13 protein-coding genes are annotated in these 15,182 nt (G+C 61.7%); 3 read left to right on the top strand and 10 right to left on the bottom strand.

Annotation, left to right across the window (positions count from 1 at the left end; translation table 11 throughout):
• Positions 1 to 32 precede the first annotated feature (32 nt).
• The gene (locus tag NWV16_RS04105; RefSeq protein ID WP_260522066.1) at positions 33 to 1,400 is read left to right on the top strand and encodes an MATE family efflux transporter; all 1,368 of its coding nucleotides are present in this window, start codon (positions 33 to 35) and stop codon (positions 1,398 to 1,400) included.
• On the opposite strand, the gene NWV16_RS04100 is transcribed toward NWV16_RS04105, so the two are convergent.
• From NWV16_RS04100 to NWV16_RS04055, 10 genes are all read right to left on the bottom strand, one after another.
• Positions 1,391 to 2,185: a DUF4123 domain-containing protein gene (locus NWV16_RS04100; protein WP_260522065.1), complete on the bottom strand. Its 795-nt coding sequence runs from the start codon at positions 2,183 to 2,185 to the stop codon at positions 1,391 to 1,393. The genes NWV16_RS04105 and NWV16_RS04100 overlap by 10 nt on opposite strands.
• On the bottom strand, positions 2,182 to 3,525 hold the full coding sequence (locus NWV16_RS04095; RefSeq protein WP_260522064.1) for a type VI secretion system Vgr family protein: 1,344 nt from the start codon (positions 3,523 to 3,525) through the stop codon (positions 2,182 to 2,184). The genes NWV16_RS04100 and NWV16_RS04095 overlap by 4 nt, the downstream gene beginning before the upstream one ends.
• A 231-nt stretch (positions 3,526 to 3,756) precedes the next feature.
• Positions 3,757 to 5,670 carry an arginine decarboxylase gene (gene speA, locus NWV16_RS04090; protein ID WP_065260251.1) on the bottom strand — a complete coding sequence of 638 codons (1,914 nt, stop codon included), beginning with the start codon at positions 5,668 to 5,670 and terminating at the stop codon, positions 3,757 to 3,759.
• A gap of 219 nt (positions 5,671 to 5,889) precedes the next feature.
• The gene (locus NWV16_RS04085) at positions 5,890 to 6,261 is read right to left on the bottom strand and encodes a translation initiation factor Sui1 (RefSeq protein ID WP_065260252.1); all 372 of its coding nucleotides are present in this window, start codon (positions 6,259 to 6,261) and stop codon (positions 5,890 to 5,892) included.
• Positions 6,262 to 6,448: 187 nt separating this feature from the next.
• Positions 6,449 to 7,006, bottom strand: a complete 558-nt coding sequence (locus tag NWV16_RS04080; RefSeq protein ID WP_260522063.1) for an NUDIX hydrolase — start codon at positions 7,004 to 7,006, stop codon at positions 6,449 to 6,451.
• Positions 7,007 to 7,009: 3 nt separating this feature from the next.
• Positions 7,010 to 8,077, bottom strand: coding sequence for a DUF2333 family protein (locus tag NWV16_RS04075; protein WP_065260254.1), 1,068 nt, complete (start codon positions 8,075 to 8,077; stop codon positions 7,010 to 7,012).
• Between the two features lie 137 nt (positions 8,078 to 8,214).
• Complete coding sequence (locus tag NWV16_RS04070; protein WP_260522062.1) at positions 8,215 to 8,691, bottom strand: hypothetical protein; 477 nt, start codon at positions 8,689 to 8,691, stop codon at positions 8,215 to 8,217.
• A complete protein-coding gene (locus NWV16_RS04065) occupies positions 8,688 to 9,194 on the bottom strand; it encodes an Hcp family type VI secretion system effector (protein WP_260522061.1) in 507 nt (168 codons plus the stop codon). Before NWV16_RS04065 ends, NWV16_RS04070 begins: the two co-directional genes overlap by 4 nt.
• Positions 9,173 to 9,823, bottom strand: a complete 651-nt coding sequence (locus NWV16_RS04060) for a hypothetical protein (protein WP_260522060.1) — start codon at positions 9,821 to 9,823, stop codon at positions 9,173 to 9,175. Before NWV16_RS04060 ends, NWV16_RS04065 begins: the two co-directional genes overlap by 22 nt.
• Positions 9,824 to 9,891: 68 nt before the next feature.
• Positions 9,892 to 11,040 (bottom strand): DUF2515 family protein, encoded by a 1,149-nt coding sequence (locus tag NWV16_RS04055; RefSeq protein ID WP_260522059.1) that lies wholly within the window; start codon positions 11,038 to 11,040, stop codon positions 9,892 to 9,894.
• 324 nt (positions 11,041 to 11,364) lie between these two features.
• On the opposite strand from NWV16_RS04055, the gene gcbA reads away from it, so the two are divergent.
• Together gcbA and NWV16_RS04045 are read left to right on the top strand one after the other, a co-directional pair.
• Complete coding sequence (gcbA, locus tag NWV16_RS04050) at positions 11,365 to 13,029, top strand: diguanylate cyclase GcbA (protein WP_065260259.1); 1,665 nt, start codon at positions 11,365 to 11,367, stop codon at positions 13,027 to 13,029.
• 51 nt (positions 13,030 to 13,080) lie between these two features.
• Positions 13,081 to 15,027: a methyl-accepting chemotaxis protein gene (locus tag NWV16_RS04045; RefSeq protein WP_260522058.1), complete on the top strand. Its 1,947-nt coding sequence runs from the start codon at positions 13,081 to 13,083 to the stop codon at positions 15,025 to 15,027.
• Positions 15,028 to 15,182: the final 155 nt, after the last annotated feature.

The raw sequence follows: 15,182 nt of genomic DNA, 5'->3' as shown, positions 1-15,182 counted from the left end.
CCCGTTACAATGCCGCTCCCCAAGGAGCCCGCATGCGCAATCTGATCACCGACTGGCGCGACCGCCCGACCCATCGCCGGGTCTGGGCCCTCGCCGCCCCCATGATCCTTTCCAACATTTCCGTGCCGCTGGTGGCGCTGGTCGACAGCACCGTCATCGGTCACTTGCCCCACGCCCATCAATTGGGTGCCGTTGCAGTCGGCGCCAGTCTGTACACCGTGCTGGCCTGGGCCATGGGCTTCCTGCGCATGGGCACCACCGGGTTCGCCGCGCAAGCCGCCGGGCGCAGCGATGGTGCGGCTTTACGACAAATCCTGTTGCAGGGCCTGTTGCTGGCGATGGGGCTGGCATTGCTGCTGGGTGCCGTGGGCGTGCCATTGAGCGGGGTCGCCTTGCACTTCATGCAGCCGTCGCCGGAACTCAATGAACTGACCCGCGACTTCTTCCACACCCGTCTGTTCGGGCTGCCGGCGGCACTGGCCAGCTATGCGCTGGTCGGCTGGTTCCTCGGCACCCAGAACGCTCGGGCGCCGCTGGCGATTCTGCTGACCACCAACCTGATCAATATCGTACTGAACCTGTGGTTCGTGATCGGTCTGGACTGGGGTGTGGTCGGTTCGGCCAGGGCTTCGGTGGTCGCCGAATGGTGCGGCGCCCTGCTCGGTCTGGCGCTCACCCGCAAGGCCTTGCGCGCTTATCCCGGGCATATCGTCTGGGCGGCATTAAGGGCGTGGCAAAGCTGGCGTCCGCTGTTGGGGGTCAATCGCGATATCTTCATTCGCAGCCTGGCGCTGCAATCGGTGTTTTTCCTGATCACCGTACAAGGCGCGCGACTGGGCGACGCGACGGTGGCGGCCAATGCGCTGCTGCTCAACGGCCTGCTGTTGACCGCCCATGCACTGGACGGACTGGCCCACGCGGTCGAAGCCTTGTGCGGCCATGCCATCGGCGCCCGCGACCGCCTCGCCCTGCGCCGTTCACTGGTGGTGGCCGGCGGCTGGTCGTTGCTGGCGAGCCTGGGCTTTGCCGGACTGTTTCTGTTCGCCGGCCACCTGTTCATCGAAATGCAGACCGACATAGCGAGCGTACGCGAGACCGCCTTCATCTATTTGCCCTACCTCGCCGTGTTGCCGTTGATTGCGGTCTGGAGCTACCTGCTCGACGGCCTGTTCATCGGCGCCACCCGCGCCAGGGAAATGCGCAACGGCATGTTGTTGACGGTGACGCTGTTGCTGCCCGTCGCCTGGGCACTGAGTGGATTGGGCAACCATGGTCTGTGGATATCCTTCCTGCTGTTCATGGTGTTGCGCAGTCTGACGCTCGGAACGCTGGCGTGGCGTTTGCGGCACAACGACGGTTGGTTCGCCGGAGCCGCTCACGGGGGCAGCGCTCACCCTTGATCGTTCTGCCAGCGGCGGCGCACATGCTCGAGCCGCTCACGCGGCGTCAATCCCGGCGGCGGTTGCACCAGCACCGCCCGTGGATGCTGCAAGCGTAGCCATAACCAGTCGTCCAGTATGCTGCGCTCGCTGAAACCCAATGACAGCCCCTGCTCGAACCAGTTGGACAACGAGCGATAACCAGCACCTGTCGCCCGGCTCCAGCGCCACAGATGCTGGTCCAGCAGGCAGCGATGCAGGTGTTCTCGCTGCCGTCGGGTCAGGTTTTGTTCAATCGGCAACGGTTCGACGGCCAGCCCCGGATTGCTCAGTTGCTGCCAGCCCTGGCTGCCGTTCGCCCGATCGACCCACGTACCGCCGAACCAGCGCAGCCAGTCGATCGGACCCAGCCATTGACTCAACTGTCGGGCATCACAGGCGTCGAAAAAGTAACTGGCGGTCTGGGCGTTGTAATAATTGAGCAGCGCACGGTGATTCAGACCGACCGTGACCGTCAGCATCCGCTGCAAATGGCCACGCATGGCCTCGGCAGGAGCCCTGCTGCCCAGCAACAGCCCGCACCAGGTCTGCGGATCGGAATGACACAGCGCCGACAGGACCGGCCGGTCGCGCAGGTCGATCAGCAACGGGCCGAGATCGGCTGCGGGCTGAAACTCCGTGCCGTCAAACAATCTCATGCTCGGCACACCCGCAAACGCCTGCTGCAATACGTTCACGGCCTGCGCCGCCTGTGCGACATCCAGCAACAGCCATTGCGCACTCTGCCCCGGCCCCCTGCCGCTCATCGCCCGTCGCCCGGGCCGACCCCGGCAACCAGCCGACAACTGCACACCGACGCCCGACAGTGTCGATAGCTGCCACCTCCGGGCATCAGGCATAGCAGGAGCAACGGCTCACCGCGAAGCAGCCATTGCGCCAGTCCGTCACTCTCCAGGACATCGGGCAGTGGCGGCGGTTCGTCACGCTCGGGGCATTCGAAAGGTACAGGCGGTTGCAGAACACCACTGATCACCGGCTGCTCCGGATCGCCTTCCAGAAAACTCACCACCACCTCGACACCTTCACGCATTGACGCCAGCACGTTGTCCGCCAGCGCGGGAGCCAAAGGCAGCCAACAGTGGCTGGGCCGTGCGCCCTCGCCCTGATAAAGCCAGTCGAATTGCACCGCGACGGGCCGCGAACGGTCAGGTCGTGGTTCATCGACCGCCACGACCCAGGCCCGTTGCAGACTGCTCATGCGCGGTGCCGGATGCTCGACGAGCGGCACATTGACCCGCAAGTGTTCGGCGGCGCAGAGGCGATTGACATAGGAAGGTTCGAGCATCCGGTCGGCACGATGCTCGATCCGGGTCAGCAGCCAGTCCGTCGCACCCTCTGCAAACGGTGCCGGAGCCAGGCTCAGCCATTGTCCGCAGCGCAGACTCGGCACATCCGAATGCCCCTGTGCGGTGCGAATCCGCCGGACACGTTCGCCGCCTTCTCCAGCTCGCTCCCTGATCAGCCAGCGCCGCACTGCCGGCACCTGCCCCTCGATATCGAATCGTACAGTTCCGATTCGGGACAACCTCGCCGGATCATCCCCGAACACCACGCAATGGCCGTCATGCCCATGTTCGAAGTGATAGTGAATCCGGGCCTGCCGACACAAGCGCTGTACCAGTTGCAGATCCGACTCGCCGTATTGGGTGCAGAACATCCGGAGCGGATACTCGGCCTGCAATTCGAACCGTCGTCGCAGACCTGTGATGCCATGCTCCCTGAGGACCTGATCCAGAATTTGCGGAACGGATCGACCACTGAAGATTCGCTGGCTGTGGCGCAGTCCCAGACAGCTCAATCGAGGCTCCAGCCGTGTGCGACACAACCTGGGCCCGTGACCGTGTTCGTGCTGGACAAGCCCCTGCAACTGGCCGTGCACACCATTGCCCGGCGGCCCGAAAGACAAGTACGCCGAGCGATGCAGCAGCCCGGCCAGGTCAAGATGAGGATCCTCGATCAACAGATCGACTTCAAACGCATACGGCTCGCTGATGGCCTCGCACCCGGTAAAGGCCAGGACTTCGAGCGGGGCGGGCAGACCCGCGACATCGAGGCGAAACGACGGCTCGTCGGCTGGATCGAACATAAGCGATTCTCTACAGGAAGGCGGGCGGGGATTCTCGCCGAGAGCCATGGCCGAGTAGAGAGCCGAAGTACAGATTCGGAAATGACCTACGCGAAAAGCAGACGACATCACTTTTCTCGTGAGGGCGACGGTCAATTCGCAAGTCGAAGAAGAGAAGTCTCACCAGGTCATCTGAAACTTCCGCTTGGTGCGGAACAATTTCAGACAACCCGATGGAGCTGGAACCTGCCGTCAGGAAGACAGGTAGGAGGAGCGGGTCAGGCCCAGGCGCAACGCATCGAGGAACTGGGTGCGCTCGCTGGCGCTGATGCGGGCACTGGCGCACTTGTCGCGGTAGTGAGTCATCAGCTCTTCCGGCGACAGGTGCACGTAGCGCAGCATGTCTTCGATGGTGTCGTGGGTCTCGATCCCGGCGTGGTACACGCTGCCGTCGGCGTTCTGGTAGATGTTCACCGAGTCGGTGTCACCGAAAAGGTTGTGCATGTCGCCGAGGATTTCCTGATAGGCGCCGACCAGGAACACGCCGAGCAAGTAGTCTTCGCCTTCGTTCAGCGCATGCACCGGCAGGCTGGTCTCGATGCTCTGCTCGTCGACGTACTGGTTGATCTTGCCGTCGGAGTCGCAGGTCAGATCCTGCAGTACCGCACGACGCAGCGGCTCTTCGTCGAGACGGTGCAGCGGAATGATCGGCAGCACCTGATCGATCGCCCAGGTGTCCGGCAGGCTCTGGAACACCGAGAAGTTGCAGATGTACTTGTCGGCCAGCTTGTCATTGAGCTCGTCCAGCACCTGACGGTGCGAACGCTGACGTGCCTTCAGCGAGTTGTGCAGGCGACGGCACACGGCGAAATAGCACTGCTCGGCCAGGGCTTTCTCGGCCAGGGTCAGTTTGCCGTCGGCATACTGGGCAGCGACATCGCTCATGTAGTGGGTGGCGCGCCAGTAGGTTTCGGTGACCATTTCGATGTCGGTCGGCCCGAGCAGGTCGACCAGCCACTGCACGGTTTCCGGCAGCGCTTCCTTGTTCTCGATCTGCGGCACGTCGTCGTTGTGCTTCTCGACGTCGGTCACCTGCACCACCAGCATCGCGTGGTGGGCGGTCAGCGAACGGCCGCTCTCGGAGAAAATGTGCGGATGCGGCAGGCTCTGCGCATCGCAGAACTCCTTGAGCATGCCCACCACGACACCGGCGTAGTCGTCCATGTCGTAGTTGATCGAGCTGGCATTGCGCGAGTGGGTACCGTCGTAGTCCACGCCCAGACCGCCGCCGACATCGATGTGATCGACCGGCAGGCCGAGGTTGCGCAACTCGCCGTAGTAACGGATCGCTTCCTTGAAACCATGCTGGTAGTCAGCCAGGTTGGCGATCTGCGAACCCATGTGGAAGTGCAGCAGGCGAATGCCCTGGTCCAGGCCGGCCGCGCGGAAGCGCTCGACCACCGACAGCAGTTGCGCCGCCGACAGACCGAACTTGGATTTCTCGCCACCGGTATCCGCCCACTTCGACGATGCCAGCGACGACAGGCGCACCCGCAGGCCGACCTGTGGCTTGACCCGCAGCGAAGCGGCCTCTTCGATCACCAGACCGACTTCGGACTCTTTCTCGATCACGATGAACACGTTGTGGCCGAGCTTCTGACCCATCAGTGCCAGACGGATGAACTCGCGGTCCTTGTAACCGTTGCAGACGATGGTGCCGCCCTTCGGCGCCAGCGCCAGCACGGCCAGCAGCTCAGGTTTGGAGCCGGCCTCCAGGCCGATGGAGACATTCTGGGTGGCGATGATGTTTTCGATCACCGCTTCCTGCTGGTTGACCTTGATCGGGTACAGCGCGGTGTACTTGCTCTGGTATTCCAGACGCTCGATGTTGGCATCGAAAGCACCGGTCAGCTGACGCACGCGGTCTTGCAGGATGTCGGGGAAGCGCACCAGCAGCGGCAACGACAGGCCGCTCTTGCGCAACTGGTCGACTTGTTCGAACAGGTCGATCGGCGAACTGTTCGGGCCGTTCGGACGAACTTCGACGCGACCGGCGTCATTGATCGCGAAATACCCGGCCCCCCAATGGCGAATCCCGTAAACACTGCGGCTGTCCGCAACTGTCCATTGGCTGCCATCGTCTTTGCGTGTGCGTCGTACGGACATCGAAGTCCCCTATAAAGAAGTCATGGTGCGTCGCCTGGTTGCAGGCCGGCGCAGTCTAAAGAATGAAAATGACGGTTCGTCAGCGGGGCGGTAGACCGCGCTGACAGCGTTGAGTTTAGAAACCGGTCTTGAACAGGCTCTGTGAAAACCATGGAGACGACGCCGGAACCGATGATCATCAGTGCCGGATCAAGCCACCGGTGGTTTTCACAGAGGCTGCTAGCCGCCGGACTTCTTCGCCTTGAAACCGTGCTTGACCAACTCGGCCAAGAGTAGCTCGACGTGATCGCCCTGGATCTCGATGACCCCGTCTTTCAACGCACCGCCGGTGCCGCAACGTTTCTTCAACGTTGTCGCCAGCTCCTTGAGCGCGTCTTCGGCCAGGGGCACGCCGGTGATGGTGGTCACCGTCTTGCCGCCACGACCCTTGCTCTCGCGACGCACGCGGGCAATGCCGTCGCCGGCCGGGATCACGGTTTGTCTGCAGATACAGGCGTCCACCGGCTTACTGCATTCCGGGCAATGACGACCTGCGTCGGTGGAAAATACCAGGCCGCCCAAGGCGGCGAAGGATGCGGCTTTTTTGGCCACCGGCAATCCTCTCGGGAGGACAAAGACTGATCGCAGCCTTGGGCAAGGCTATCGACCGCGAAGCCCCACTCAGGCAGGGGCAGCGCTACTGCACCGGTTGCTTCCAAAAGGCAGGCCGGCACAGCTTGAAAAGGTCGCGCAGTGTAACGGCAAAAACGCCGATTGCTAAGTGCCAATCGGCGCCAATTTACGAGTTCTTTGCGACGTCGCCCTGTCGGGCTTTCAGATAGCGTTTCAATGCGGCCAGAGAGTCCGGGCAATAAGGCTTCTGCTCGATTTCCAGCATGACCTGATCGACCGGAATGAAGCGCGCTTCAAGCACTTCTTCCGGCTGCAGGATCAACGGCCCGTCCCACACGGCCGAAAACGCCGAACACCACAGGCGATTGCCGGGGTCCTCGAAGAAAAAATGGTCATGCGCCATCAACTCAACGCCGCTCACGCCCAGCTCTTCTTCCAGCTCACGGGCCGCCGACTCGGCGTAGGTTTCGTCCGCCTGCACCATGCCGCCCGCCGCCACGTCCCAGTAACCGGGATAAATGGCTTTGCTCAGGGTCCGCCGATGGACACAGAGCTCACCGGCGGAGTTGAACAGCATGATGTAGGTGCCACGGCCGATCAGCCCGCGCGCGCGCAAGTCGGAGCGGACGAGGGAGCCGAGCAGGTTGTCCTGCTCGTCGACCCAGGCGATCCGTTCGGCATCCGAGGCGGCGCGGTGGGCCGCCTCTCTGGCGTTGTCGCTCATGAATCAGCCTTGATTGAGCAGTTGACGAAGATCGATCACGGCGGCGTTGGCCCGGGAGATGTAGTTGGCCATGACCAGCGAGTGGTTGGCCAGGATCCCGAAGCCGCTGCCATTGAGGATCATCGGGCTCCAGACGGTTTCCTGGGAAGCCTCCAGCTCACGGATGATCTGGCGCACGCTGACCGTGGCGTTCTTCTTCGCCAGCACGTCGGCGAAGTCGACCTCGATGGCGCGCAGCAGGTGCGACAGCGCCCAGGCCTGGCCACGGGCTTCATAGAACACGTTGTCGATCTGCATCCACGGCGTCTCGACGACTTCCTCGTCCACCTGCGGCACTTCACCCACCGCCGGGACTTCGGTTTTCAGCGCGGTGTTGAGCTTGACCCGACCCACACTGGCCGACAGTCGTTGCGACAGCGAACCCAGACGAGTCCCGACATCACCCAGCCAGTTGTTCAGGTTGTCGGCGCGGGCATAGAACAGCGCATTCTTTTGCGTCGGGTCGGACAGGCGCGCCTGATAACGGCTCAGGGAGTTGATGCCTTCCTGGTATTCCGACTCGCTGGACGGCAGGATCCAGCTCTTGTTGTCGAAGTTGAAGCGCGGCTCGGCCTTGGCCAGATCGGCGTCCTCAGCCGACTGCGACTGCGAGCGGGCGAAGTCCTTGCGCAAGGCACGGGTCAGGTCGCGCACCTGAACCAGCACGCCGTATTCCCAGCTCGGCATGTTGTCCATCCACAGGCCAGGCGGGAAACGATCGTTGGAAATGTAGCCACCCGGCTTGTTCAGCAGGGTGCCGGCAACCGTCTTGAGGGTTTCGACGGTGGTGTAGCCGACCACCATTTGCTTGCCTTCTTTCTCGGCGGCCAGCTGGGCATTCTGCGCCACCGGGAACAGGGCCGGCTCCTCGCTCCAGTACCAGCCCAGGGCGATGGTCACCAACAGGTAAATACCGACCAGCGTGGCCAGCGCACGGCTGAACAACAGGCCGCCCACATAACTGCGGGTGGCGGATTTCGGCTCGGCGGCACGTTCGGGCGCGCTGCCCGCGCGATTCTTCCAGTCCAGCATGGCGATATCCTTTCAAACTTGGGTTCAACGGTTCGACAGCAACCATACAACAACGTGCCTCGACCCGGCACCCACGAATGGAGCATCGGGGAAAATCAATCGGACGTTGCCCGTGAGCGAAAGAATAGACGCCTCTCTCAGACGTTGAAGATCCTCATTGCGATCTGCCGGGTATCGTCCGGCATGAATAGATGGGCAATGCCGGCACCGTCGGTTCGGCGCTGGATGGGGACCCCGTCAACCGTTGCAATGTAGGGCTGCTGCGACAGCGGCTCGCCGGTCATGCTCTCGACCAGACGATAGATTCGCGGAATCCGGACTGGCTGGGCCGGAGGATTGTTCATCAGATCGAGCACCGCCTGATCGAAGGCAGCGTCGTAGACCGGCCAGTCGCCGCCTTCTGTTTCACCCGTGAGCAGCAACCATTCGCCCTGTTCGATCTGCTCCAGCACCTCGCTGTCCAGATCGACCACAAGGCCGGCCCGCAGCTGATCCAGGCCCTGGATCGGTTGCCGGTCGAGCAATGCCTTGCATACCCGCTCCAGTGCCTGATCCACGGGATAAGCCTGTCGGCGTTCGAGCTGGGTAACGTGTGATCGATGAATCAGCCTCATGCCTGGCCCTCGCTCTGCCATTCATCGGAGCCCATCGTCCGGCTGATCTCGTGTCGCCAGTAAATGCGTCGATAGCTGAACTGGACTTTTTCCCGTTGCGTCAGGTGCGAGGCGGCGGGGTCCTGACAGTCCGGCATAAAGACTTCGGCGCTGACGATCTGCGCGTCCTCCAGTTCAATCGTATAAAAATGCTCCTGAATGCCATGGGCCGATGTGCGATACATCTCTACACAACACTTGCTCAGCAGCTCACCCGAACACATTGCCATCTGGATCAGCGGCGACGACTTGTCGATGACCTTGGTAATGACCAGAGGCTTGTGCATCCGCCGCCCGGCACCCGATCCCTTGGGCAGGAAAATGCCATGACTGAAGGCCTGAACCATGATCTTGTCTTCCCGCCCGCTCTGGTAGCTGTTGCCCACCGACGGTTCGGTGAAGGCACCAGCGCTGATCAAGCCCTGACGGCTGCCGTAGATCGTCATGAACGCGGGGGTTGGCATGGTATTGCTCCTTGTTCGGGTTGAGGCGGGGGAAAGGGATGAGGTACTTCATCGACGTGCTCCATACCCTCGAATCGCCAGGGTTTGCTGAGTTCCAGGGTGATGAGATAGCGCTCCTGGTCGGGGTGCCTGGAATCGGCGAATCGTCCAATGAACAACATCACTTCGTACTGGTCGCCGGCCTTCCAGTAAGTGGTTCCAGTCCGTATCCCCGGTCTTAGATAAGCTCGCCACTCCGGGGTGTCCGCGATGGTGGGATGCAACGGGGTCCCCAGCGGCCTCCACCCTTTCGCGCACCATTGGGCTTGCAGATCGAGAACGACCTTCAAGGCATCATCGATCAACAAGGGTTCGATCTGAGGAGACATACGAATATTACCGACCAGATGGCCCTCGAACGTGAACGTAAAGAACCGCGCCGGCGGCGTTTCGAACCCGTACTGCGGATCGACAAATCGCAGGCGCGCAGGTGTTTTGGAAGCGCCACCCCAAACGGGCCTGCCAACATGGCCCCATATAGCGAGGGGTGCGGTCGAATGGTCACGCATGTATTCATAGGTTCCGCCTATGGACATGGCGATCACGGAGTCGCCCCACAATGGCTGCGTCAACTGGCGTGCGGCAGCCACGGCCAGAACACCACAAAGCATCAGCCATGCCCAACAGCGCCATCTGGACAGACAGGATCGCAAGCGCATCAAGCGTCTTCCCTGGCAGCGATTTCTCGAATGGATTGCGCCAGTGCGTCCCTGTTGCTGTCATTGAGCATCTGGTCAAAACGGGCTGCCGCCCGCAGGACAAACTCCATTCGCTGATCGATGTCGGACAGATCCGCCAGCGGGTCGCGGCCAAAATCGATGGTGCGACCGTCATCGACCCGCTGACACTGACTGGTGAGGGTCAGCTCGATGGCCTGGGCCACACCGGAAGGGAAGCCGGTCACGTAGGAAAAATGGTTGCTACGCAGCAGCATTACCAATTGACGGTTTTCGTAGATGCTCGGCTGAAGAATGTTTTGCTGTTCGTGCCAGGCCAGATGCTGCACGCTTGAGGCAATTTTCCCCGCATCTATCGCTTCGAAGGCGTTCAGAATTTGCTCAAATGCTTGCCCAAACGGGAGCGCTTCCTGACCGACGGGCCAAAGCACGGGAAACTTCGCGTGCCCATAAATTCGTTCACGCTCTTTCAAGCACTTCTTCAACTCCTCCCACCCACGCACCGCATAAAACCGATGCAACGGATAGACATCCAGAAACAACGTGGTATTGCCCATCGCCATCATGTCGTACACGTGGCGGTACTGTTGCTGCACCAACGACAGCTCTTCACCCGGTAGGCGCAGATCCAGCGCAGGCACGGGATTGCGGTTTCTCGCCTGTTCGTAGTCACTCAAGGCCTCCGCCTGCCCGGGCATTCTGGCCGGGGTCAGCAGTCCGGACTCGCGGCGTCCTTCCCGCATTCGCTGCCGTGCCTCGTGTTCCTGACGAATCAGTTCGATGCTGTCGGCCGCATGCAGCAACCCGCAGCCCACCTGCTTCGATGCAAACGCTGCAAGACCTGCCCACTGGAATCGCGCGTCATGCAACCACAGCCGGGCATAGGCGGCGTTGATCGCCCGGTTGCGTTGCACCGGATCGGCAATCAGCACGCCATCGGGGGCGACAACGGCTTCGGCTTCCTGCTGAAAGCGACGCCAGATGCACTGGCACGTCAGCACGGGGACCTCAGTTACCCGCCTCTTCTCGCCATACAACGTTTCTTCGTTGCATTCACAATCTGCAACCGGCTGGGTGCTGTGATTCAGACGCTGGTTATCGCTGGGGTGTTCGTTGAAACACTGGCTCATATCCGGAGAAATTCTTGTAGGGGTTTCCCTGACCCTACCAGTCCGAAATCCTGCCGAAACCGCCTCGGGGAAAAATCAGAATGCGCTGACAGACAAAGCCCTCACGCCACCGGGACGCTTCCTCAAAAGCCTTGGGAAACTTCCCGAAGAACCCTGTTCACGGACACTTGATCGACGAGCAGGTCCGGGACGAAACCACGCGGTCAGAAACTGAATAGTGACGTACCGCAGATTATTGACGTACGACACTCATGTAAGGGAAAAGAGGTGCTAGCATAGAGCCACCAGTCGACCTCAGCATGCAGCCTAACTAGTAGTCAGGATATGACCGAGCCAGAAGACCCCAGCCGTGAGCGCCTCAAGCACCACTTTGCCCAGCGGGTAATTCATCAGGCACGTCAGATTCTTGAGATATGGCAGCGCCTGCAACGCAGCGAGTGGTCCACGGCCGACCTCGCCGAGCTGAGCGAGGCCAATTTGCGCCTGTTGCGTTTCGCCGAGCGCTTCGAACAGCCCGAGCACACCCAACTGGCCCACCACATCAGCCAGTCACTGGAAGCGGTGGACGCCAATCGCGGGCGCCTGAGCAGCGGCCTGATCACCGACCTCAACCGCTTGATGCAACGTTTGTCCCGCACCGGCCTGCGCCATGGTGACCAGCTCGACCAGACCTTCCTGCCGCCCCTGCGCAAACCGATCTACGTGATGCTTCAGGATCACGACCGCGCCGAGCGGCTGGCCAAGCAACTGGAGTTCTTCGGCCTGAGTGCCCAGGCGCTGGACAGCGTGTCGGCGTTTCGTTCATCGATGGTCGAGCGCCTGCCGGCCGCCATCGTCATGGACGTGGATTTCAGCGGCGCCGGCGTCGGCCTGAAACTCGCCGCCGAAGCCCAGCAAGGTCTGGAAGAACCCTTGCCACTGCTGTTCTTCAGCCTGCATGAAACCGACACACCAACCCGCCTCGCCGCCGTGCGCGCCGGCGGTCAGGAATTTCTCACCGGCACCCTCGAAGCCTCGAGCCTGCTGGAGAAAATCGAAGTACTGACCTGCGTCGCCCAGTATGAACCCTATAAAGTGCTGATCATCGACGATTCCCGCGCCCAGGCCCTGCACACCGAGCGGCTGCTCAACAGTGCCGGGATCGTGACCCGTACGCTGATCGAGCCGATTCAGGCAATGGCCGAACTGGCGGACTTCCAGCCGGATCTGATCATCCTCGACATGTACATGCCGGCCTGCACCGGCACCGAACTGGCCAAGGTCATCCGCCACAACGACCGTTACGTCAGCGTGCCGATCATTTATCTGTCGGCCGAAGACGACCTGGACAAGCAGCTCGATGCCATGAGCGAGGGCGGCGACGACTTCCTGACCAAGCCGATCAAGCCGCGGCACCTGATCACCACCGTACGCAATCGCGCCGCCCGCGCGCGCAACCTGAAGGCACGCATGGTCCGCGACAGTCTCACCGGGCTGTACAACCACACGCACATCCTGCAACTGCTCGAAGACTGTTCGTTCCGCGCCCGTCGCGAGAACAAGCCGTTGAGCTTTGCCATGCTCGACATCGACCACTTCAAGCGGGTCAACGACAGCCACGGCCACCCCATGGGCGACCGAGTGATCAAGAGCCTGGCGCTGTTCCTCAAGCAACGTTTGCGCAAGACCGACTTCATTGGTCGTTATGGTGGCGAAGAGTTCGCCATCGTCATGCCCGATACCGATATAGAAGCTGCCCATAAAGTGCTCGACGAAATCCGCCAGCGCTTCGCCGAGATTCATTACCCGGCCCAGCCTCAGGATTTGTGGTGCACCTTCAGCGCCGGCGTGGTGGAAATGCGCGACGATTCCGACAGCCTGATGATGGCCAGCCAGGCCGACGAGGCGTTGTATCGCGCCAAGGCACAAGGCCGAAACCGGGTGCAAACCGCGCGGGAGCAAAGTGCCACTTTTTCATCGGAATCGACCGATTCGGTCATAACCCTGTAACAGAACCGCAATAAATTCAGGCGCTTACCATTACTGCCGTTGGTAGCCGTCATGCGCCTGAAGTTGCTCACCAATCTCAACACGCTGTTGCTGGTCGCCGTCTGCGTGGCCCTCGGCGCCACGCTGTGGTGGTCGCAGAAAGCCCTCGAGCGTCCGTATCTGTTGATGGAGCGCTACCTCGCTCTGTCGCAGCAATTTCAGAATGAAGTCGCACGCAACGTCGAGGACTACCTCGGCAGTGGCGACGCCCTGCGCCTGAGCAGTGCCAGCCAGGCCATCGACAGCCTGCAGAAAGAACTCGGCGAACTGCCACCGGCGCTGGCCGAGACGCTGCGTCCGAGCCTGTCGAGCCTCGAAGAATTCAGCAAGACCGACCTCCTCGCTGCCGGCAAACTGGCCGGTGATCCTCAGGCATTGCTGCTCCAGGCCGAGCGCGAGCTGAGCGCCAGCCTCGACCAGCTCAGTACCTATGCGGGCGGCAACCCGGCCTATCTGGTGCCGTTGCTGGCCGCGTCGCAACACCTGGGCAAATTGTCGCTGGCACGGGACAAACTGGTCAGCAGCGGTCGCAGCGAACTGGCCGCCGATGTCGAGCGCGAAGTGAGCAGCATCCGTACCCGGGCCCAGGCGATCGACGCCTTGCCCTTGCTTGGGGTGGTGACCAGCAGTGAGTCCGGCAGCGACGATTTCGCCTCGTTGATGGGCATCGAAAGCACCGAAAAAGCGGTTGCCGAAGATGCCGGCGTAGGCCTCAAACGCGACCTCAACAGTCTGCTCAATCGCTATCCGGCCGAACTGGCACGTACCCGCGAGCAGATCCAGAAACGCACCGACCTCAGCGCCGCGACCCACCAGAAAATCGCTGCCGTGCAACAAGCCATCGCCGGACTCGAACCGGTGGTACGCGCCCAGCACGGGCAGATTCAGGGCGAAGTGCGTCTGATGCAAGGCGTGATGATCGGCCTGATCCTGTTGATCGCCCTGCTGATCGACACCCTGCAGCGACGCCTGGCCCGCACCCTGACCAACCTCGCACCCGCTTTGTCTACCTGGGCCGAAGGCGACTTCAGCCGCGATATCCATCTGGGCAAGACCAACCGCGAGCTGCACGACATCGAAGCCTCGCTCAATCGTCTGCGTGCCTATCTGGTGGATCTGGTGGGCACTATTCGCGGCAATGCCGAACAAGTGGCGGGCAGCAGCCGCACGCTGGCCGAACTGAGCAACGACTTGCACAGCGGCGCCGAACATCAGGCCGGTGACACGGCGCTGATCCGCGACTCCCTCAGCGAACTGGAAGCGACCATCCAGCAAGTCGCCGGTGATGCGCGTCAGGCGGCGGATGCCAGTCGCCATGCCGGCCTGGCCGTCGAGCACGGGCAGAAAGTCATCGGCCAGAGCCTCACCGGCCTGCATGCCCTGGTCGGTGAAGTACAAGGCAATGCGCAGATGATCGAACATCTGGCGCAAGAGTCGGCGACCATCGGTGGCGTACTGACAGTGATCCGCTCGATTGCCGACCAGACCAACCTGCTGGCGCTGAACGCAGCAATCGAAGCCGCCCGCGCCGGTGAAATGGGTCGCGGCTTCGCCGTGGTGGCCGAGGAAGTCCGCTCGCTGGCGCAACGCACCGCCGGCGCCACCGCTGAAATTCAAACCCTGATCGCCGGCCTGCAAACCGCTGCCCGACAATCGGTCGAAGGCATGCGCGCACAAGTGGAGCATGCCGAAGCCACGGCCAGCCAGGCGCAATCGGCGGACGGTGCGCTGGACAAGATCGTCGGCGCGATCCAGACCATTTCCGACACGGCGGTCCGCATCGCCGAAGCCACGGCACAACAAAGTGGCGCGGTCAGCGAGATCCGCGATCACAGCGAACGAATCCATCAATTGGGTGGGGATAACCTGCTTCGTATCGGTGAAGGACGCGAACAGGGGGAGAATCTGCTGGTATTGGGTGGGCAACTGCACACTGCGGTGCAGGCATTCCGCGTCTGATCGCGATAATGCGGTCTTGGGTGCCCGAATGACCGGATCTCACTGCCCAGTCACATATTTCGCGCAAACATCGGAGATCGTGCTGGCTATTGCAGAGAACTGGACAGTCACAAAGCCTTTGCGGCATAGTCGCCGGGTTCTGATAAAGGCTCACC

This window comes from Pseudomonas sp. BW7P1 (genome assembly GCF_024981055.1).
Lineage (GTDB): Bacteria > Pseudomonadota > Gammaproteobacteria > Pseudomonadales > Pseudomonadaceae > Aquipseudomonas > Aquipseudomonas bananamidigenes.
The sequence above is the reverse complement of the archived record's forward strand: the minus strand, read 5'-3'. Positions and strand labels throughout refer to the sequence as shown.

Excerpts from the sequence above, each read along its gene's own strand:
- NWV16_RS04105 (WP_260522066.1), top strand. The coding sequence starts at position 33 with ATGCGCAATCTGATCACCGACTGGCGCGACCGCCCGACCCATCGCCGG.
- NWV16_RS04100 (WP_260522065.1), bottom strand. The coding sequence starts at position 2,185 with ATGAGCGGCAGGGGGCCGGGGCAGAGTGCGCAATGGCTGTTGCTGGAT.
- NWV16_RS04095 (WP_260522064.1), bottom strand. The coding sequence starts at position 3,525 with ATGTTCGATCCAGCCGACGAGCCGTCGTTTCGCCTCGATGTCGCGGGT.
- speA (WP_065260251.1), bottom strand. The coding sequence starts at position 5,670 with ATGTCCGTACGACGCACACGCAAAGACGATGGCAGCCAATGGACAGTT.
- NWV16_RS04080 (WP_260522063.1), bottom strand. The coding sequence starts at position 7,006 with ATGAGCGACAACGCCAGAGAGGCGGCCCACCGCGCCGCCTCGGATGCC.
- NWV16_RS04075 (WP_065260254.1), bottom strand. The coding sequence starts at position 8,077 with ATGCTGGACTGGAAGAATCGCGCGGGCAGCGCGCCCGAACGTGCCGCC.
- NWV16_RS04070 (WP_260522062.1), bottom strand. The coding sequence starts at position 8,691 with ATGAGGCTGATTCATCGATCACACGTTACCCAGCTCGAACGCCGACAG.
- NWV16_RS04065 (WP_260522061.1), bottom strand. The coding sequence starts at position 9,194 with ATGCCAACCCCCGCGTTCATGACGATCTACGGCAGCCGTCAGGGCTTG.
- NWV16_RS04055 (WP_260522059.1), bottom strand. The coding sequence starts at position 11,040 with ATGAGCCAGTGTTTCAACGAACACCCCAGCGATAACCAGCGTCTGAAT.
- gcbA (WP_065260259.1), top strand. The coding sequence starts at position 11,365 with ATGACCGAGCCAGAAGACCCCAGCCGTGAGCGCCTCAAGCACCACTTT.
- NWV16_RS04045 (WP_260522058.1), top strand. The coding sequence starts at position 13,081 with ATGCGCCTGAAGTTGCTCACCAATCTCAACACGCTGTTGCTGGTCGCC.